19 protein-coding genes are annotated in these 19447 nt (G+C 65.0%); 10 read left to right on the top strand and 9 right to left on the bottom strand.

Features of this window, described 5'->3' with window-relative positions; genetic code table 11:
- Positions 1-14 precede the first annotated feature (14 nt).
- The 3 genes from AC1VVM_RS15990 to AC1VVM_RS15980 all read left to right on the top strand — a co-directional run bounded on the left by AC1VVM_RS15990 (position 15) and on the right by AC1VVM_RS15980 (position 3551).
- A complete protein-coding gene (locus AC1VVM_RS15990) occupies positions 15-929 on the top strand; it encodes a sulfite exporter TauE/SafE family protein (protein ID WP_482904611.1) in 915 nt (304 codons plus the stop codon).
- Positions 930-970: 41 nt separating this feature from the next.
- Positions 971-1690 (top strand): TIGR02186 family protein, encoded by a 720-nt coding sequence (locus AC1VVM_RS15985; RefSeq protein WP_132387427.1) that lies wholly within the window; start codon positions 971-973, stop codon positions 1688-1690.
- 115 nt (positions 1691-1805) lie between these two features.
- Positions 1806-3551 (top strand): ATP-binding protein, encoded by a 1746-nt coding sequence (locus AC1VVM_RS15980; protein ID WP_482955491.1) that lies wholly within the window; start codon positions 1806-1808, stop codon positions 3549-3551.
- A 37-nt stretch (positions 3552-3588) separates the two neighbouring features.
- Here AC1VVM_RS15980 and AC1VVM_RS15975 read toward each other — a convergent pair whose 3' ends face one another.
- From AC1VVM_RS15975 to AC1VVM_RS15965, 3 genes are all read right to left on the bottom strand, one after another.
- The gene (locus tag AC1VVM_RS15975; RefSeq protein WP_482904609.1) at positions 3589-5019 is read right to left on the bottom strand and encodes an MATE family efflux transporter; all 1431 of its coding nucleotides are present in this window, start codon (positions 5017-5019) and stop codon (positions 3589-3591) included.
- 8 nt (positions 5020-5027) lie between these two features.
- Complete coding sequence (locus AC1VVM_RS15970) at positions 5028-5774, bottom strand: 7-carboxy-7-deazaguanine synthase QueE (RefSeq protein ID WP_482955490.1); 747 nt, start codon at positions 5772-5774, stop codon at positions 5028-5030.
- A gap of 561 nt (positions 5775-6335) precedes the next feature.
- Positions 6336-9005: a valine--tRNA ligase gene (locus AC1VVM_RS15965; protein WP_482955489.1), complete on the bottom strand. Its 2670-nt coding sequence runs from the start codon at positions 9003-9005 to the stop codon at positions 6336-6338.
- Positions 9006-9191: 186 nt separating this feature from the next.
- On the opposite strand from AC1VVM_RS15965, the gene AC1VVM_RS15960 reads away from it, so the two are divergent.
- From AC1VVM_RS15960 to AC1VVM_RS15940, 5 genes are all read left to right on the top strand, one after another.
- Positions 9192-10307 carry an ABC transporter permease gene (locus AC1VVM_RS15960; RefSeq protein WP_482955488.1) on the top strand — a complete coding sequence of 372 codons (1116 nt, stop codon included), beginning with the start codon at positions 9192-9194 and terminating at the stop codon, positions 10305-10307.
- A complete protein-coding gene (locus AC1VVM_RS15955; protein WP_482904606.1) occupies positions 10304-11257 on the top strand; it encodes an ABC transporter ATP-binding protein in 954 nt (317 codons plus the stop codon). The genes AC1VVM_RS15960 and AC1VVM_RS15955 overlap by 4 nt, the downstream gene beginning before the upstream one ends.
- Positions 11258-11267: 10 nt before the next feature.
- The gene (locus AC1VVM_RS15950; protein ID WP_132386572.1) at positions 11268-12206 is read left to right on the top strand and encodes an MlaD family protein; all 939 of its coding nucleotides are present in this window, start codon (positions 11268-11270) and stop codon (positions 12204-12206) included.
- Positions 12207-12217: 11 nt separating this feature from the next.
- Positions 12218-12892: an ABC-type transport auxiliary lipoprotein family protein gene (locus AC1VVM_RS15945; RefSeq protein ID WP_482904604.1), complete on the top strand. Its 675-nt coding sequence runs from the start codon at positions 12218-12220 to the stop codon at positions 12890-12892.
- A 296-nt stretch (positions 12893-13188) separates the two neighbouring features.
- Positions 13189-13746, top strand: coding sequence for an outer membrane protein (locus AC1VVM_RS15940; RefSeq protein ID WP_482904603.1), 558 nt, complete (start codon positions 13189-13191; stop codon positions 13744-13746).
- Between the two features lie 395 nt (positions 13747-14141).
- Here the strand turns inward: AC1VVM_RS15940 and AC1VVM_RS15935 are convergent, their stop codons facing one another.
- Genes AC1VVM_RS15935 through crcB form a run of 6 tightly spaced genes read right to left on the bottom strand, consistent with a single transcriptional unit; the run spans position 14142 to position 18064 of the window.
- Positions 14142-14840: an ATP12 family chaperone protein gene (locus AC1VVM_RS15935; RefSeq protein ID WP_482904602.1), complete on the bottom strand. Its 699-nt coding sequence runs from the start codon at positions 14838-14840 to the stop codon at positions 14142-14144.
- A gap of 12 nt (positions 14841-14852) precedes the next feature.
- Entirely contained in the window at positions 14853-15080 is a 228-nt protein-coding gene (locus AC1VVM_RS15930; RefSeq protein WP_482904601.1) for a hypothetical protein, read from the bottom strand.
- A complete protein-coding gene (locus tag AC1VVM_RS15925; protein WP_482955487.1) occupies positions 15077-15727 on the bottom strand; it encodes an HAD-IA family hydrolase in 651 nt (216 codons plus the stop codon). The genes AC1VVM_RS15930 and AC1VVM_RS15925 overlap by 4 nt, the downstream gene beginning before the upstream one ends.
- On the bottom strand, positions 15724-16326 hold the full coding sequence (locus AC1VVM_RS15920) for an FMN-binding negative transcriptional regulator (RefSeq protein WP_482955486.1): 603 nt from the start codon (positions 16324-16326) through the stop codon (positions 15724-15726). The genes AC1VVM_RS15925 and AC1VVM_RS15920 overlap by 4 nt, the downstream gene beginning before the upstream one ends.
- Positions 16326-17648, bottom strand: coding sequence for an RluA family pseudouridine synthase (locus AC1VVM_RS15915; RefSeq protein WP_482904598.1), 1323 nt, complete (start codon positions 17646-17648; stop codon positions 16326-16328). The genes AC1VVM_RS15920 and AC1VVM_RS15915 overlap by 1 nt, the downstream gene beginning before the upstream one ends.
- Complete coding sequence (gene crcB, locus AC1VVM_RS15910; RefSeq protein ID WP_132386560.1) at positions 17645-18064, bottom strand: fluoride efflux transporter CrcB; 420 nt, start codon at positions 18062-18064, stop codon at positions 17645-17647. Before crcB ends, AC1VVM_RS15915 begins: the two co-directional genes overlap by 4 nt.
- Before the next feature lie 153 nt (positions 18065-18217).
- Between crcB and AC1VVM_RS15905 the strand changes: the two genes are divergently transcribed.
- Both AC1VVM_RS15905 and rpsU read left to right on the top strand, forming a co-directional pair.
- A complete protein-coding gene (locus AC1VVM_RS15905; protein ID WP_482955485.1) occupies positions 18218-18922 on the top strand; it encodes a hypothetical protein in 705 nt (234 codons plus the stop codon).
- Between the two features lie 231 nt (positions 18923-19153).
- Positions 19154-19360, top strand: coding sequence for a 30S ribosomal protein S21 (gene rpsU / locus AC1VVM_RS15900; RefSeq protein WP_132386556.1), 207 nt, complete (start codon positions 19154-19156; stop codon positions 19358-19360).
- The last annotated feature ends 87 nt before the right edge of the window (positions 19361-19447 follow it).

Below are 19447 nucleotides of genomic sequence, written 5' to 3'. Positions count from 1 at the left end.
GCGAGATAGCTCGCATGGATGTCTATCTTCCCATCGCCAATCTCTCGGTCAACGGGCTGGTCATCGTTGGTCTGGGTGCACTGACAGGGATCCTGTCGGGGATGTTCGGCGTGGGCGGCGGCTTTCTGACGACGCCGCTGATGATCTTCTACGGCATCCCGCCGACGGTGGCCGCTGCCTCGGCGGCCAGCCAGGTGACCGGGGCCAGCGTTTCCGGCGTGTTCGCCCACGCCAAGCGCGGCGGCGTGGATTACCTGATGGGCACCGTGATGGTGGTGGGCGGCATTGTCGGCACCGGGATCGGGGCGGTGCTGTTCAACTTCCTCGCCCGGTTGGGCCAGATCGATACCGTCATCAATATCCTCTACGTGGTCATGCTCGGCTCCATCGGCAGCCTCATGGCCAACGAGAGCATTCAGGGCATCCGCGCTGAGCGTAGCGGCGTACCGATTGCCGCGCGCAAGCGCCGCCATCACCCGATGGTCGCAAGTCTGCCGATGCGCTGGCGCTTCTATCGCTCAGGGCTCTATATTTCGCCGCTGGCACCGCTGCTGCTGGGGATCGCCACGGGCATCCTGACCATGCTGATGGGGATCGGCGGCGGCTTCATTCTGGTTCCGGCGATGCTCTACATCCTTGGCATGAGCGCCAATGTGGTGGTCGGCACGTCGCTGTGGCAGATTCTTTTCACCACCATCGCCACGACCATGATGCACGCGATGACCACCCATGCGGTCGACCTGGTGCTGGCCTCGCTCCTGCTGATCGGATCGGTCACGGGAGCGCAGTTGGGCGCGCAATTCGCGCAGAAGGCCAGTCCGGTAAAATTGCGCCTGATCCTGGCCGTGGTCGTGCTGTTGGTGGCGGGGCGCATGGCGATCGGACTTGGCTATCGGCCTGACGAGATATTCACGGTGGCGCCGCTGTGAGGGCCGCGGCCGCCTCTGCTTTCGCCATTGTGGCGCTGCTCATGTTGGGCGGCTCTCGCGATCCCATTCTGGTGCCCGAAGTCTCGCAGCACGAGGTGGCGTTGCAGCAGGGCTTCACTGGGACCGAACTGCTGTTGTTCGGCGCCATCCTCACTCCCGAGGGATCGCGCGCCGCGCAATATTACGACATCGTTGTCGTGTTGAAGGGGCCGACCCAGTCCATCGTCCTGCGCCAGAAGCGGAAGGTGGCCGGGATCTGGATCAATGCCGACAGCACCGAACTGCGTTCGGCACCATCCTATTACGCGATCGCCTCCACCCGCCCGATCGCCAAGATCGTCGACGACAAGACGGCGGCGATCTACGAACTCGGGCTCAAGTGGTTGCAGCTTTCGCCGATCGGCGCGATCGATCCTGACGAGCAGGCGCGTTTCGCGGGCGGACTGGTCGATCTCAACCGCCGCAACGGCCTCTACCGGGAGGATGAGGGCGGGGTGAAAGTGAGCGAGCAAGTGCTTTATCAGGCGCGCATCGGCCTGCCCTCGCGCGTGCCGACCGGCACTTATACGGCGGAGACTTTCGCCATTTCCAATGGCCGGGTGGTGGCCTCCGCCAGCAGTCAGGTGGAAGTGCGCAAGCTCGGCGTCGAGCGGGCCATCGCCGATTTTGCGGAGAATTACGGCTTTGCCTATGGCCTGCTGGCAGTCGCTGTCTCTGTGGGCATGGGCTGGCTTGCGGGCCGGCTTTTCGCGATGCGCTAAAAATGCCCCTTTGGGCATTTTTCAAACGGACTATGAGCCTTTCGTATTAGTGCGATTTTAGCCGGAAATTAACTGCGCGGTCATAGCTCTCCAAGCGCCAAGGACTTTTGGGGGCATGATGAATCAGATGCAGATGGAAGGCTTCGATCCCACACGGGCGCCGCAGGCCGGGTCGGCGACCGCGCAGCCGGGATCTGCCGCGCCCCATCCCCAGGGGCAGCCTCAAGCCGCCCCACAGCGGCAGGCACCGCGACTGGATACCGGGCGCGAACCGATCGGCGTCATCCTCGAAATTTCCGGCGCGGGCACCCGCATCGCGCTCGACATCAACCGGCTGGGCGAGGTCATGAAGGATGGCGATCCTTCGGTCGCGCAGTCCGGGCAAGTGGGCAGTCAGGTCAAGATCCGCGTCGGCAACGGCTGGCTGCTCGCCAGCATCCGCAACCAGAAGAGCGACAGCAAGATCCCCGGCGGCATCGTTGCCGAGGCGGACTTCCTGGGCGAGGGGAGCGAGGAGCGCCTGACCGGCCGCATCCACGGTTTCCGCCGCGGCGTTACCTTCTATCCCTCGCCGGGTTCGCTGGTCTATCCGGCCACCACCGAGGATTTGCGCCAGATCTATGCCAGCGACGGGCGCAGCGCGATCCAGATCGGCAATGTCTATCCCACCAAGGACATCCGCGCCGGCCTTTACATCGACGCCTTGCTGGGCAAGCACTTCGCGCTGCTGGGCTCCACCGGGACCGGCAAGTCGACCAGCGCCGCGCTGATCCTCCACCGCATCTGCCAGCATGCGCCCGAGGGTCACATTATCATGATCGACCCCCACGGTGAGTACGCGTCCGCGTTCCGCAATACCGGCGTGATCCTCGATGTCTCGAACCTCCAGATGCCCTATTGGCTGATGAACTTCGAGGAGCACTGCGAGACGCTGCTGACGGCGCGCGGGGACGACCGTCAGCTCGACTGCGAGATCCTAGCCAAGTGCCTGCTGGAAGCGCGCTCGCGCAACCGGCTCGCCGAACAACTGGGCAAGATCACCGTGGATTCGCCGATCCCCTACTTGCTGTCGGACTTGTCCAACATTCTCAACAACCACATGGGCAAGCTCGACAAGGGCCATTCGAGCGCGCCTTACGTGCGCATCAAGAACAAGCTCGACGAGATGAAGGGCGATCCGCGCTATCAGTTCATGTTCTCGGGCATGCTGGTGGGCGATACGATGGCGGAGTTCATCGCCAAGATCTTCCGCCTGCCTTCGCGGGGGCGGCCGATTTCGATCATCGACGTTTCGGGCGTGCCTTCGGACATCACCAGCACCGTGGTTGCCGTGCTCAGCCGCATGGTCTTCGACTATGCGATCTGGGGGCGCGAGGAGAAGACGCAGCCGATCCTGCTCGTCTGCGAGGAAGCGCATCGCTACGTGCCGAACGAGAAGAACGCCGATGGCTCGTCGGTTGGCCGCATCCTGTCGCGCATCGCCAAGGAGGGGCGCAAGTACGGCATCTCGCTGGGGCTCATTACCCAGCGTCCGTCGGACCTTGCCGAGGGCGTGCTGTCGCAGTGCGGCACGATCATCTCGATGCGGCTCAACAACGACCGCGACCAGGCCTTCGTGCGTGCGGCGATGCCCGAAGGCGCGCGGGGGTTCCTCGATTCGATCCCGGCGCTGCGCAACCGCGAGTGCATCATCTGCGGCGAGGGCGTGGCGATCCCGGTCCGCGTTTCGTTCGACGAGCTTGAGGAATACAAGCGCCCAGCCTCGGCCGACCCCTCGTTCACCGAGCTGTGGAACAGCTCCGGCGGCGAGGAGGAGGCCGTTCTGCGCACGGTCCAGCGGTGGCGTGCGCAAGGGCGGTGATGGTCCTTGTGTCCTCCCCTTGCAGGGGAGGAGTTTCTCAAAGATCGAACGCTGCGCGCCACTTGCCCCAGCGATAGTAGCCGACGGTCATGGCTACGGTCAGCGTCGAGCCGACCGGGTAGGACCACCACAGCGCCTGGCTGCCGATCAGCGGATAGGCGAGGAAGTAGAAGCCAAGGCGGCCCGGATAGAGGCCAAGGAACATGATCACCAACGGTGCGACCACCGCGCCGTAAGCGCGCATCGTGCCGGTCAGGATCATGGTGATCGACACGATCACGAACGATGCCGTGCAGATGACCTGAATGTTCTGCGCGATCGGCATCGCCGGGCTGTTGCCGCCGAGGAACAGCGCCAGCAGCGGATGATCGAACAGCACGATCAGCGCCGCCAGCACCAGCGACATAGCCAGATTGGTGACAAGGCCAATTCCCGTCACTTTGCCCACGCGCTTGTGGTCATGCGCGCCTAGCGACTGGGCGACCATCGCGCTGACCGCCGAGCCGATCGAGAAGGCGGGCATCTGCAAGTAGTTCCAGAGCTGGAGCGAGGCACCGTAGGCTGCTGCCGAATGCAGCCCTTCTTTGTTGACGAGGCTGACCATGATGAGCCCGGCAGAGGACACCAGCAGCATCTGCGCGCCCATCGGCAGGCCCTTGAGGATCACGTACTTCAGCTCGCTGCCGCGCGGGATCAGGTAGCCCAGCTCCGCGCCGCGCAGGCGCATCGGCAGGTCCTGCCGGTAGATCCGCCAGACCTGGAAAAGCAGCCCTGCGAAGTTCGCGAAAGCGGTGGAGAGCGCCGATCCGGCAATGCCCAGCGAGGGCAGCGGGCCGGGGCCGATGATCAGCAGCGGGTTCAGGATCACGTCCAGCGCCACGGTCAGGATCATCGCATAGAGCGGCGTCTTGGAATCGCCCGCGCCGCGCATGCCCATGGAAACCATCAGCGACAGCGAGCCGAGCGGCAGCGTCACGAAGATCACGCGCAGGTACGCCAGTGCCTCGATCCGGCTGGCCTCGGGCGTGCCCAGCGTATGGAGCAGGGAATCCGCCCCGAACCAGCCGCCAAGCCCGCAGATCACCGCGAGCAAAGTGCAGAAGCCCACGCCCGAACCGAACGTTCGGCGCGCCGCATCGATCTGCCGCGCGCCGAAGTGCTGGCCGACACGCACGGTGGTCGCCATGCCGAAACCGAACACCAGCGCGATCATCAGGAACATGATGATATTGGCGTTGGCGGTGGCCGCCAGCGCGCTTTCGCCCAGCAGCCGCCCGACCCAAATCGCATTGACCGATCCGTTGAGCGTCTGGAGGACGTTCGAGATCAGCATCGGGACGGAGAACAGCAGCAGCGTCTTCAGGATTGGACCTTGCGTCAGGTCGCCCTTCATCCGCGCCATCTGTGGAGGCGGAGGTGCTTCCTCGGGCTCGGTCTCGCCGGCCGGAATTGGCGATGCTTCGTTCATGTGTCCCCTTACGTGCCCCGCGTATCGCCCCAGATGTGGATGTGCAGGCGGTCTGTGAAGCGATAGCCTTCACGCATGCATAAATCCGAGAGCCAACCCGAGCGTTGCCTGATGACATCGCTGGAGCGTCCTTCGGGCATCAGGAATAGCCGCTCGCGGGGGATTGCGTAAGTATCCCTAAGGGCCTCGACCTCGGCGACATCGGCAGGCTCGGCCACCACGAACTTGAAGTAGGCGCGCCGCTCCGCCGCCCATGCCGTCAGCCGTTCGGGCACCAGCGCCAGTTCTGCCGGATTGCCGCTGTGCGCCAGCTTGGGGCTGACATTGTACTGCTGGACCCGTGCATCGAGGCTGGCATGCGGGGCGACCGAGCCATTGGTCTCGATCTCGACATGCATTCCGGGGCGGATCTCGTCGAGCGCGGCCAGCATCTTTGCCAGTTGCGCGCCCTGAAGCAGCGGCTCGCCGCCCGTGATCACCAGCCGGTCTGGCGGCAGGTCGGCCACCATGCGCGCCACGTCGGCTTCCTCGGCCATGACCTGATTGGCCTTGCGCTCGAACGCCAGATCGTCGCGGTGGAAGCGGTTATCGCCGGTGAAGCGCCAAGTGTAGGCGGTGTCGCACCATTGGCAGGCGAGGTTGCAGCGCGACAGCCGCACGAACGTGCTCGGCCGCCCCATGCTGGGCCCTTCGCCCTGAAGCGAAGCGAACACTTCGGGTTCGCCGGGAGTGGTGGTGGCAAGCGCAAGCTTCACGGATGGTCTCGGTATAAGGTTACGGTTTTGAGGGGTGAGGTTGACACAGTTTACACGGTCCAGAGCAAAAAGTGTCACCTTGCGTCGGAGGTGTCACCTTGTGGCTGGAATCGTGAGGAAAGCAGGGTGGTCATGCGCGAAAAAGTGTCAGATGCGCGCGGGGTAGGAAAACGAATTCGGGATGACAGTCGGGATTGGCAACAATTCCGCCTTTAACGGAATATGGAATTGACTGAACTGTCTTCGTCATTGCGAGCGTAGCGAAGCAATCCAGCGCGGCACTGCGCTGGATTGCTTCGCTACGCTCGCAATGACGAAGGTCGGTGTGGGATTTTCGAGCGCATTCAGAGCATTTCCACCTGTCCGACTGATCATATTCACTACGTCATCCCCGCAAAGGCGGGGATCCCTCTTCTTTTTTGCACGCGGAGGCGCGGAGGCACGGAGAGGTGGATTGCTGCACTGTCCCTCCGCGTGAAACGAGAAAAGCGGGGCCCCCGCCTTCGCGGGGGCGACGAGGGGGAGCGGTGTTGGCTTAGCCCCGCCTCCCTCCGCTTGATCTTACCCCAGTCGTGCCAGCGCCGCAGCCAGACGCTCGGCTTCGGCCGAGTGGTGGGCATGATCCGCACGCGCCTTGTCGATCGCCTCGGGCTTGGCCTTCTCGACGAAGGCCGGGTTGCCCAGACGCTTGTCGAGCGAGTCCCGTTCCTTGACCGAAGCGGCCATGGCCTTTTCCAGACGGGCCTTTTCCGCTGCGATGTCGATCACGCCTTCCAGCGGGATCGCCAGCGTCGCGTCGCCCGCGCCCACCTGCATGGCGGCGCCGGCCGGAGCGGCCTCGAACAGAATCGCGTCCAGACGCGCCAGACGGTCGATCACGGTACCGTTGCGGCCGATCACCGCGCGGGTCGCGTCGGAGGGATCGGCGACATAGGCAGTGAGGCGCGCGCCCGGTGCGATGCCGAGTTCGGACTTGGCGCCGCGCAAGTTGCCGATCAGCGCGATCAGCCATTCGACTTCGGCCTTGGCTTCGGCATCAACCGAAGCTTCCGGCGCGGGCCATGCGGCGACGATCAGGTCCTGATCGCGCGTGCCCATCTTGCTCCACAGCTCTTCGGTGACGAAGGGCATGAAAGGGTGGAGCATGACGAGGATCTGGTCGAGCACCCAGCCGGCAACGGCCTTGGTCTCTTCGTCGAAGTTGCCCTTGATGAGTTCGATGTACCAGTCGCAGAACTGGTTCCACACGAAGTGGTAGATCGCGTTGGCGGCCGCGTCGAAGCGCAGGTCGGCCATGGCCTTGTCCAGCGCGGCGACGGTTTCGACGACTTCGCCGATGATCCACTTGTTGACGGCGGACGTGGCTGCGGGCGCCTTGATCGAGGTGCTGGCGACGATGCCGTTGGACTGGCAGAAACGCGCGGCGTTCCACAGCTTCGTGGCGAAGTTGCGGTAACCCTCGACGCGCTTTTCATCCATCTTCACGTCGCGGCCCTGGCTTTCCATGGCGGCCATGAAGAAGCGCAGCGCGTCGGCGCCGTACTTGTCGATCAGGCCCAGCGGATCGACCACGTTGCCCTTGGACTTCGACATCTTCTGGCCGTCGGCAGCACGCACCAGACCATGGAGGTAGAGCCGCTTCCACGGCACTTCCTTCATGAAGTGAATGCCCTGCATGGCCATGCGCGCATCCCAGAAGAACAGGATGTCGAAGCCGGAAACCAGCAGGTCGTTCGGGTAGTGCTTCTTCAGCAGCGGGGCATCTTCATCAGGCCAGCCGAGCGTCGCGAAAGGCCAGAGCGCGGAGGAGAACCAGGTGTCCAGCACGTCGTTGTCGCGGGTCAGCTTCTTGTTGCCGGCCTGCGCCTGTGCCTCTTCCTCGGTCTCGGCCACGAAGATCTCGCCGTCTTCCGCGTACCATGCCGGGATGCGGTGGCCCCACCAGAGCTGGCGCGAGACGCACCAGGGCTGGATGTTTTCCATCCAGTTGAAGAAGGTCTTTTCCCAGGTCTTGGGAACGATCTCGATCGCGCCGGAGCGGACGGCTTCCATCGGCGGGCCGGCCAGCGTCTGCGCATCGACGTACCACTGATCGGTCAGCCAGGGTTCGATCACCACGCCGCTGCGGTCGCCGAACGGGGTCTGGATCACGCGATCCTCGACCTTTTCGAGCAGGCCGTCGTCTTCGAGGAAGGCAACGATCGCCTTGCGTGCCTCGAAACGGTCCATGCCGATGAACTGCGCGGGCACAAGGCCGTCCTGCGTCTGGCAGACGTTGGCATCGGCATCGAGCATGTTGAGCATGTCGCCGGCCTTGAAGCCCGCACGCTTGCCAACCTCGAAATCGTTGAAGTCATGACCCGGGGTGATCTTCACCGCGCCCGAGCCCAGTTCGGGATCGGCGTGCTCGTCCGCGACGATGGGAATCTCGCGACCGGTCAGCGGCAGGGTGACCGTGGCGCCGCGCGCCAGCAGTTCCTTGTAGCGCTCGTCCTCGGGATTCACCGCGACGGCCATGTCGGCCAGCATTGTTTCCGGGCGGGTGGTGGCGACGTGGATATGGCCCGAGCCGTCCGAAAGCGGATACTTGATGTGCCAGAAGTGGCCGTTGGTTTCGCGCGTTTCGACCTCAAGGTCGGAAATGGCGGTGCGGAACTTGGGGTCCCAGTTCACCAGGCGCTTGTCGCGATAGATCAGGCCCTGCTTGTGCAGGTCCACGAAGACCTTGACCACGGCCTTGGTGAAGTGCGGATCCATCGTGAACTGCTCGCGGCTCCAGTCCATCGAGCAGCCGAGGCGGCGCAGCTGGCCGGTGATGGTGCCGCCGGATTCGGCCTTCCATTCCCAGACCTTCTCAATGAAAGCCTCACGCGTGTAGTTGGCGCGCTTGTCCTGCTTGGCTTCCATCTGGCGTTCGACCACCATCTGGGTGGCGATGCCGGCATGGTCGGTGCCGACCACCCAGAGCGCGTCCTTGCCCTTCAGGCGCTCGTGACGGATCACGATGTCCTGCAGCGTGTTGTCCAGCGCGTGGCCGATGTGGAGCGATCCGGTGACGTTCGGCGGCGGGTTCACGATGGTGAACGGCTGCGCGTCGGCACGCTCGGGGCGGAACAGCCCTTCGCTTTCCCAATGCTGATACCACTTCGCCTCGATCTGGGCAGGGTCGAAGGTCTTGTCCAGCCCGGTTTCAGGGGCGGTTTCGGGAGCGGCTTCTGGAGTGTCGGTCATGGCGCGGCGCTTTGCCAGTTGCGCGTTTCGCGCGCAAGTATTGGGTGGGGGAGTGGGCTGGTGCCGCAAGCGCGTCACGGATGTGACGAGCGCACCCGACAAAACCCCGCAATTGCGAAATGAACAATCCGTCGCATCGGGGGAACCCCTTGCCGGTGCAGGCATTTTCCCCCAATACGAGCGCACATGCGGGAATGGGCTGAATTCACTCTGTCGCAAGGCGACCAGGACGGCGTTCGCACGGTTGCGCTGAAGGGGCCGCTTTGCGTCCATTCGCTGGGCAATCTCGATGCCAAGCTGGCGCAGCTGGATGGGCCGTTCGACCGGGTGGACATGTCCGGCGTGACCGACATCGACACGACCGGCGCCTGGCTCGTCAGCCGCTATGCCAGCCGGCACAAGCTTGAAATCACAGGCGAAAGCGAGTCCGCGCGGAACCTGTTTGCCGCGATCGGCCGCCTGCCGGTTGACGAACCGCAAGTCGAGACGCAGCCCGGATTGCTGATCCGCACGCTGGGCGAATTCGGCGATCTGGTGGTCAACTGGGGCAAGGGCTTCGTCCGCGCGACCGGATTTCTGGGCGAACTGATTCTGGCGCTGGGCGCCGCGATCCGCCATCCCTCGCGCCTGCGCGGCACGGCGCTGGTGTTCCACATGCAGTATGTGGGCATCAATTCGCTGTGGATCATCGGGCTGATGAGCTTCCTGATCGGCATCGTCATCGCCCAGCAGGGCGCGGTGCAGCTCGCCCAGTTCGGGGCGGAGATCTATACGATCAACCTCACCGGCCGCCTTGCCATGCGCGAACTGGGCATCCTGATGACCGCGATCATGGTCGCGGGCCGGTCGGGCTCTGCCTTCGCGGCGCAGATCGGCACGATGAAGCTGACCGAGGAAGTGGACGCCATGCGCACCATCGGCGTCTCGCCGATGCAGGCGCTGGTGGTACCGCGCGTGTTGGCGACGATGCTGATGATGCCGCTGCTGGGCTTCTATTCCACGGTGCTGGCGATCATCGGCGGCGCCACGATCTCGAACTTCGCGCTCGACATTCCGTTCTGGACCTTCCTCAAGCGCACGCAGGAAGTGGTGCCGATCACCGACGTCTGGGTAGGCCTGCTCAAGGCTCCCGTCTTCGCGCTGATCGTGGCGCTGGCGGGCTGCTATCAGGGCATGCAGGTGAAATCGAACGCAGAGGAAGTGGGCCAGCGCACCACGCAGGCGGTGGTCACGGCCATCTTCACCGTGATCGTGCTCGACGCTTTCTTCGCGATCTTCTTCACCAAGATCGGCTGGGCATGACCGAAACCGAAACCGAATGCCCGCAGGCGCAGGACGGACAGCCTGACGATTGCCCGATCGTGGTCGAAGGGCTGCGCAATGCCTTCGGTGAGCATGTGATTCACGAGAATCTCTCGCTCAGGGTCCGCAAGGGCGAGATTCTCGGCGTGGTCGGCGGCTCGGGCACCGGCAAGTCGGTGTTGATGCGCTCGATCATCGGGCTCCAGCAGCCCGATGCGGGCAAGATCACCGTGCTGGGCCACAGCATCGACGAATCCGCCGACGAGGAAGACGATGTCGATTTGCGTTCGCGCTGGGGCGTGCTGTTCCAAGGCGGCGCGCTGTTCTCCACGCTGACGGTGGGTGAGAACGTCGAAGTGCCGCTCAAGCAGTTCTTCCCGGAGATCGGCGACGAACTGCGGGCAGAGATCGCGCGCTTCAAGGTGCGGCTTGCCGGCCTGTCTGAGGACACGGCGTACAAGTATCCCAGCGAGCTTTCCGGCGGCATGCGCAAGCGCGCCGGGCTGGCGCGCGCGCTGGCGCTCGATCCCGAACTGCTGTTCCTTGACGAACCGACGGCCGGGCTCGATCCGATCGGGGCTGCCGCGTTTGACCGGCTGACGCGCGGGCTCAAGGAAACGCTGGGCCTTACGGTGTTCCTGATCACCCACGACCTCGATACGCTCCACGCCATCTGCGACCGCGTGGCGGTGCTGGCGGACAAGCAGGTGATCGCGGTGGGGACGATCCCCGAACTGCTCGCGCTCGATCATCCGTGGATCCAGGAATACTTCAACGGCCCGCGCGGCCGCGCGGCGCTGGGCGCGCGGGACGAAATCGCGGAGGAGGATGCGGCCGAGGCGATGATCACGCCCGCACCGTCCGGCGAAACCTCCGGCGACAACAATTCGGCCGACGATTCTTCGGCCAACAATAATTCCGGTAACGATTCAAACGAGCCGGGAGCATAAGGCACCAAGCATGGAAACACGGGCCAATCACGTCTGGGTCGGAGCGGTCACGCTGGTGCTGCTGGCAGCGCTCGCGGCGTTCATCATCTGGATCGCCCGCCTGAACGAAGGCGCGCGCAACGAGTTCGACATCTTCTTCAAGCAGTCGGTGGACGGCCTCTCGCGCGGATCGGGCGTCGATTTCGCGGGCGTTCCGGTCGGACAGATCCGGGAGATCGAACTCTGGCCGCAGGACCCGAGCTTCGTGCGCGTGCGCATCCGCGTCGACAAGAAAGTGCCCGTGACGGTGGGTACCACCGCCACGATCCAGGGCAGCTTCACCGGCGTTTCCGACATCCAGCTTGAAGGCGCTGTCAAGGGCGCGCCGCTGCTCACCGAGCCCGGCCCCGAAGGCGTGCCGGTGATCCCGACGAAGCGGGGCGGGCTGGGCGAGATCCTCTCGAACGCGCCGCTGCTGCTCGAACGGCTGGCAACGCTGACCGAGAACCTCAATCTGTTGCTGTCCGAAGAGAACCGGCGTTCGATCACCGGCATTCTCAAGAATACCGACAAGATGACGCACGACATCTCGCAGGCGACGCCGCAGGTGAAGCAGACGCTGCAACAGTTGCAGTCGACACTCGATCAGGCGACGCGCACGCTGGCCGCGTTCGAAGGCGTGGCGGGCAAGGCGGACAGTCTGCTGGGCGATCAGGGCAGCTCGCTGGCCGATCAGCTGCGCCAGACGCTGGCCTCGGCGCAGAAGTCGATGGATACGCTGAACCAGACGTTGGAGCACGCGCAGCCCGCGTTCGACAAGGTTTCGAACCAGACGCTGCCCGCCGCCGAGTCTGCCATCCGCGATCTTCAGGCGACCAGCCGGGCCCTGCGCGCGGTGACCGAGAAGATTGACGATCAGGGCGCCGGCGCGCTGCTCAAGGGGCAGAAGCTGCCCACCTACAAGCCATGATGAGGGCGACGATGGTCGAGATGCAAAGCGCAAAGACGGACGGGGGCAGGGGCTCCAGTGGCGGGCTTCCCGGTGGCCGGATGCTGGGAGGTGCGCTTGCCCTTGCGGCCTGCCTGGCGCTTCCCGGCTGCATCAGCCTTGGCGCCAAGCCGCCGGAGCAGCTGATCCGTCTGACACCGGACGATAGCGCGCCTGCGGGCACGCAAGTGAGCGGCCAGGTGGCCGATGCCATCGTCGTGCTCGATCCCGATTTCGATCGCAGCCTCGACACGCCGCGCGTGCCGGTGAAGATCGACGCGTCCAGCCTGTCCTACCTCAAGGACGCATTCTGGACCGAGCGGCCCGCGCGGCAGATGCGCACCTTGCTGGCCGAGACGCTGCGCGCGCGCACCGGCAAGCTGGTCGTCGTGGGCGGCGATTTCGAGACCACCGGCCGCACCCTGATCGGCGGGCGCCTGCTGGACATGGGCTATGACGTGCCCACCCGCTCGGTCATCGTCCGCTTCGATGCGACCCGCGCCGAACGGGGCGGCCCGATCACCACTCGCCGCTTCGAGGCGGCCGTGCCCAACGTGAAGCCCGATGTCGCCGATGTCGCGCCCGCGCTGAACCGGGCCGCCAACGATGTGGCAAAGCAGGTCGCAGACTGGGTAAAAGGTGAAGCAACGGCGCCCGCCGGGCAGTAAAAGACATTATTCGCAAGATTTGACGTCTTTTGCCGATCGCTTGGGCGGGTTTGGCGGATGCGGCGGAAAATAAATTTCCGCCGCATTTATGGTTTTTGCGAATTTTCATATCAACCGCGGGTTTTCGCCATTCTGGCGTGATGGCGTCAGGCCTTATTGTGACACCTTTGTCACTATGGCAGTTTTGTGACGACATGTTTCAAGTCTGTAAGTTGAAAGGGAATCCCCGGCCTGTATTCGGCCCCCGACCTCGCCGCCACGAATGTTGCGGGGCAAGTAGAATGCAGGAGCATACCATGAACAAGATCGCCCTTCTCGGCGCTGCCGCCGCCCTTTTTGCCGTTCCGGCCGCTGCCAACGCGCAGGCCTATGTCCAGGCTCAGACCGGGCTCGACAGCGTTTCCGTCAATGGCGGATCGTCGGAAGGCCTGACTTATGGCGTGGCCGCCGGCTACGACGTGCAGGCCCGCGAAGCGCTGTTCTTCGGCATCCAGGCCAGCGTTTCGGACAGCACCACCAAGGAATGCGAGCACGACCTGCTCTCCGCCGGTGACAAGCTTTGCGTCCGCGCCGGTCGCGACCTTGCCGTCATCGCCCGCGTGGGCACCAATGTCGGTGCCGACACCAAGCTTTACGTCCTTGGCGGCTACACCAACGCCCGTTTGCGCGCGACTTACGACGACGGCGTGAACAAGGATAGCGCCGGTACCAACGTCGACGGCTTCCGCGTCGGCGCCGGTTTCGAGCACGATTTCGGCGGCAACCTGTTCGGCAAGGTCGAGTACAACTACTCGAACTACGAGAAGGGCGTCAGCCGCCACTACGCGCTGGCCGGTCTCGGCGTGAAGTTCTGATCTCAAGAAGAGCGGGAAGGCACGGCGGCAACGCCGTGCTCCGTGAGGGATGCCCGCTCCGGTTCAGCCGGGGCGGGTTTTCCTGTTTTTATAGGCTCGCTCTCCGCCGCAAGAGAAGCGGGATCCCCGCCTTCACGGGGATGACGGGCTGTTGGTTGGCTTGTGCAGACAACAGATCATCGCGCCTTTTGGGAGGCTTTTCCTGTCACGTCGTTGTGGCAGGTGGTGCCAACTCTATCGCTCCGGCGAGGCTGAAATTCCCTCGGATGCGGACAGCCGGTCTCCGCACCTTCCCAAGATATTCCCCGGCGGGGTCACGCGAGCTTCTCGCAAAAAAACTCCGTCGTCCCCGCGAAGGCGGGGACCCCGCTTTTCTTGCGACAAAACCCAGCGGTTCAGCCCGCCCGAGCCAATCGGACAAAGTCCATCGCCAGCGTAAAGGCGGCAAAGCGCGCAGCGCGGCGTTCGGCGGCTTCCCAGTCCTCGCCCCAGAGTTCGACCTGCCAGTCCTCCTCCAGATTGGCGGCCTTCCACAGCGCTTCGGCGTCGGCGCCGGGCTCGATGGCCGCCAGCGCTACCACCAGCGAGTGGGCCAGACTGGACAGCATCTTCAGCGACGCCAGCGTGAAAGCGTCCTGCGCCCCGAGCGTGGCTTCCAGTTGCGCCAGCGTCTCGGCGGGCTGTGCCTTGTGGACGATCCCCGAAACGCGCGTGAAGCGCAGGCCGTGGCGCTGCTCGGCAGCGGCCAGCAACGGCTCCCACACCGCGAATTGCCGCGTGTACAGCGCGTCCTCGGGATCGGCGCGGTAGCAGAGCGTGTCGGTCTCGGCATAGGGCAGGATCTCGCGCACCGCGAGCGCGCGGTCCGGGATGACGACATCGACCGCGAAGTCGGCCAGATCGCGCAGCGGGAACGTACCCGGGTCGATCTCCTCGCCCTGCGTTGCCCATTCGGCGGCGAGCGCCTCGGCCAGTGCCGGAGTGGGAACCACTTGGGGGCGGCCGCCGGCGGTCTTGATACCGCGCCCGTCGAGCAGCACGCGCCAGCCGTCTTCCGTCCCGGAGACGGTTGCTTCCTTGTAGAAACGCTTCACTTCAGATGTCCGTCAGTTCTGGCTGCGCCATTTGCGCACGAGCATGGTGGGAATGACGAAAACGTCGACAAGGCCATTGGCGATGAGGACATATCCGACCCAGAGCGGGAGGTTCAGCTTGCCCGAACCGATCATCATGCCGCCCACCACGCAGGCGACGCCGAAGATGCGGACGAGCTGGATAGTGGCCCAGCGCCTGCGTGCAGGATCTCGGGCAGGATCGGTCTCGTTTGTGGTCATGCGATCAGGTGCTCCAGCAGCGCGCGCGGGGTTTCGACGACGATCTCCGCCCCTGCGGCGATCAGTTCCTCCGGGTGGTGATAGCCCCAGTCGACGCCGATGCCGCGCGTTCCGGCGTTGACCGCCATCCGCATGTCATAGGCGGTATCGCCGATCATCACGGTTTCGCTGGCTTGCGCCCCCGCCTCGAAGATCGCTTCCTCCAGCATCGCGGGATGCGGCTTGGATGGGTGGCGGTCTGCGGTCTGGAGCGTGACGAACAGGTCGGTGATGCCGTTGGCGGCAAGGCAGTGCGTCAGTCCGCGATCGGACATGCCGGTGGCGACGCCGAGCGTCCAGCCCGATCCATGCAACGCGCGCAGCGTCTCGTCGATGCCGGGGAACAGCGGCTGCGAGACGCGGCCCTCCTCCCGCGCGGCGCGGAATGCCAGCTTGTAGGCCTCGGCCATGGCGTTTTGCTGCGCCTCGTCGCTTTCGGGCAGGAGCTGGCGGATCGCCTGCGGCAGCGAAAGGCCGACTGCGCGGCGGATCAGCCCGCGCGAGGGTGCGGGGAGGCCGAATTCCGCAAAGCTCGCCTCCATGGCCTCGCAAATCGGCGCCTGTCCGTCGACCAGCGTGCCGTCGCAATCGAAAATGGCGAGTTTCATTCAACAAGGTCCCGCATAAGCTGCGCCATCGCGCGCGATCCCTCCGCTTCGAGCCCCAGCGCGACGCGTTCGCGTTCGTCCGCGGGCTTGTTCTGGGAGAGTTTGAAGGTGGGCCGCCAAGCCTGCACGTCCATCTCGAAGCCGACGATTCCGGCCTTGAGTTTGGCGAGATGGCCGGGCGGCACTTTGCCCATGGTCCAGACTTCGCCCTGGCTGACGCGCGCCTCGTTGCGGGCGGACAGGGCTTCCAGCAGGCCCATCAGGCCCTCGTCATCCATCCGGCGCACGCGGCCTTCCATTTCGACGCTGACGTAGTTCCACGTCGGCACTTGCGCGCCATCGGCATACCAGCGGGGCGAAACATAGGCGTCGGGCCCGTTCACCACGGCCAGCACGGTCGTATCGGCAATGTGGCGGGTGAGGGCATTGCCGCGCGCCAGATGGAACTGCACGGCGCCGTCGCCGGTCCGGAGCAGGGGCGTATGGGCAACGCGCGGTCCGTCCGGCGTGGCTGCGAAGACCATGCCGAAGCCGATCTCGTCAACCAGCGTCTCGACCATTGTACGGTCGGCCGGACGGAACTGCGCGTTGGGATGCATCAGCGCTTGCCGCGCGGTGCGCCGCCACCCGGACGACCGGCGGGCTTGCCGCCGGTGCCGCCACCGGGCCTGCCCGGGCCGGCAGGCTTGCGGACGCCGCCCGGCTTGGCAGCGACCGGCTTCCCGGTTGCGGCCTTGCGCGGACCGGCCTTCGGGCCGCTCGGCTTGCCACCGGGCTTTCCTGCCGGCTTGCCACTGGGCTTCCCGCGCGAGCCGGGGCGTTCGGCGCCGCCGTCACGGCGCGAACGGCGTTCGCCGCGGCGTTCCTTGCGGTACTGCTTGGCGTGAGCCTTGGCGACGCGCTTCTCGTCTTCCTTGCCGAACACGGCCGGGCCTTCGGGCAGCTCGGCGCCGTCCGCCTCGTCGAAGCCGAGCGAGGCCATCGAATTGGCGAAGTGCTCGGGCAGGGGGGCGGTCACGTCCAGCGGGGTGCCGTCCGGATGCTCGATGATCAGGCGGCGTGCGTGGAGGTGCATCTTGCGGCTGATCGTGCCCGACAGGAACGCTTCCTGCCCGCCGTACTTGCCGTCACCGACGATCGGGTGGCCGATCGCCGCCATGTGGACGCGCAGCTGGTGGGTGCGGCCCGTCAGCGGGTGCAGTTCCACCCATGCCGCGCGGTTGCCCGCACGGTCCAGCACGCGGTAGCGGGTGCGGGCGGACTGGCCGCCTTCCTCGTCAACGTGCATCTTCTCGCCGCCGGTGCCCGGCTGCTTGGCGATGGGCAGTTCGATCATGCCGTCGTTGATGCTGGGCACGCCCACCACCAGCGCCCAGTAGATCTTCTTCGCGGTGCGCCCCGAAAAGCGCTTGGAGAAGAACGAGGCGCTGCCCGGCGTGCGGGCGATCAGCAGGACGCCGGAGGTGTCCTTGTCGAGCCGGTGGACAAGGCGCGGGCGCGGGCCCTTGTCGACATAGGCGTCGAGCAGGCCGTCGACATGCTCCTTCATGCCCGAACCACCCTGCGTGGCAAGGCCGGGGGGCTTGTTGAGCACGATCGCCGCGCGGTCCTGCGTCAGGACCATCGAATCGGCGAGCGCGATCTCTTCCTCGGTCAGTTCGCGGCGCGGACGCGGTGCGCCAAGGCCGGGCTTGGCCTCGCCGCCCGGCGGCACGCGCAGGACTTGCCCGGCGGAAAGGCGGGTATCGACATCGGCGCGCTTGCCGTCGACGCGCAGCTGGCCGGTACGCGCCCAGCGCGAGACCATGGCAAAGCCGACTTGCGGCAGATGGCGCTTGAACCAGCGGTCAAGGCGGACGCCCTCGTCGTCGTGGCCGACGGTGAACTGGCGGACGGAATCGGAATTATCGGCACGGCTCATGCTGCGCTCCTCATCAAGGTAAGGCCGAGGAACAGCGCGCAGAGGCCGGCGGCCAGAGAAATCGCGACGTAAAACACGGCAAGGCCCGGATGGCCGCGCTGGGCAAGCGCGACAGTGTCCAGGCTGAAGGACGAAAATGTTGTGAAGCCCCCAAGCACGCCGACGCCTAGCAGAAGGCGCAGGTTTTCTCCACCCACCGTCCCGCTGGGCATGACGCGGCCGAGCCAGCCGATCAGCAAGCCCATGGCAAGGCTGCCGACGACGTTCACGGTGAGCGTGCCGTAGGGAAACGCCAGTGCGCGGGTGGGGCCAAGCAGAACGGTCCAGCCATAGCCCACGCCGAAGCGCAGCCATGAGCCGATCGCGCCGCCCAGCGCCACCAGACAGGAGGCGAGGAGGAAGGAGGGTTGGGGCATGGGCCCGCCTTAGCCGCGAATGCGCGGATTTCCAATCGTGGTGGAAGCCCCGCTCGACATCCGTGCAGATACTTGTCCGCGCTTTGACCGTTTGCAGGGCATGGCCCTCTATAAAGAGCCCGGGTGCGACCCCACTCCGCAAGGAGATATCCTATGCAAGTCTCATCCGCCACGAGCGCGCTCAGCGCTCTGTTCAATCCCCGCAAGGACATGGACAACAAGGTCGCCTCTGCGGTCAGCAACGGCACCATCACCGATACCGATGCCAGCGCCATGGAATCGGCGCTCGATTCGATCGACAGTTCGCTGACGTCGGGTTCGGGCAGTTCTTCCGGCACTTCGGGCAGCCGCCTCGATCCCTCGCAGATGAAGGATCGCATCGATTCGCTGATTTCCGATCAGGTTTCGGCAGGTACGCTGACCGACGACCAGGCGAGCACGCTTCAGTCGCTGTTCGCGCAGGGCCCTTCGGCCTCGTCGTCGGCTTCCACGGATGCCGCCGCTTCGACCGGCACTGACGAGACGCAGGACGGCGTCGAAGGCATGGGCGGTCCTGGTGGCCCGGGCGGCCCCGGTGGTCCCGGCGGCGCGGGCGGCCCGCACGGCGCCCATGGCGCACACCACTCGCACCGCACGCAGTCGACCGACGACAGCGACGATACGGACGATTCGACCTCTACCGATTCGACCACGTCCACGACGTCGACCGATTCCACCGACGACACCGATACCGCGCTCAACGCGATCCTCAGCTTCATCCAGAATCTGAAGGACAATCAGGGTACGAGCAGCACTTACTCGGCCTCCGGCATCAACGAAGCCTCGGCTTCCGGCCTGATCGTCGATCAACTGGCCTGATCGGCGCTAATGGTGTAGAAAGTCTTCCGTCGGGTCGCCGTGCCCGGCGGAGGGCGCTTTTCCGGGCTCGAATTGAGCCGAGATAGCTTGCCTTGCAGCCCTGTTGGTGCTAGCGGCGCCCAACTTCGAGCCGACCTCCCACGGGATTCGGCGTATTTTCGTGTTTTCCCAAGGCACCTTCCGCGTCGGAATGCGGAAACAGTGCTTTCGATTTGTGAGGTGTGTCGGTTTATGCAGATTCTCGTCCGCGACAACAACGTCGATCAGGCTCTTCGGGCTCTCAAGAAGAAGCTGCAGCGTGAAGGCGTTTACCGCGAGATGAAGCTGCGTCGCCACTTCGAGAAGCCCTCCGAAAAGCGTGCACGTGAAAAGGCTGCTGCCGTTCGCCGCGCTCGCAAGCTGGAGCGCAAGCGTCTCGAGCGTGACGGCGTCAAGTAAGGCATTTGCCTGAAGGGGCGCGGGCATCCGCCTGCGCCTGACAGCACCGGCCCGTGCTCTCATCCGGCCGCCATGGAACATCCGTTC

It is taken from the genome of Novosphingobium sp. BL-S-33 (assembly GCF_056857025.1).
Note: the sequence above shows the minus strand (reverse complement) of the source record. Positions and strands in the feature narration are given on the sequence as shown.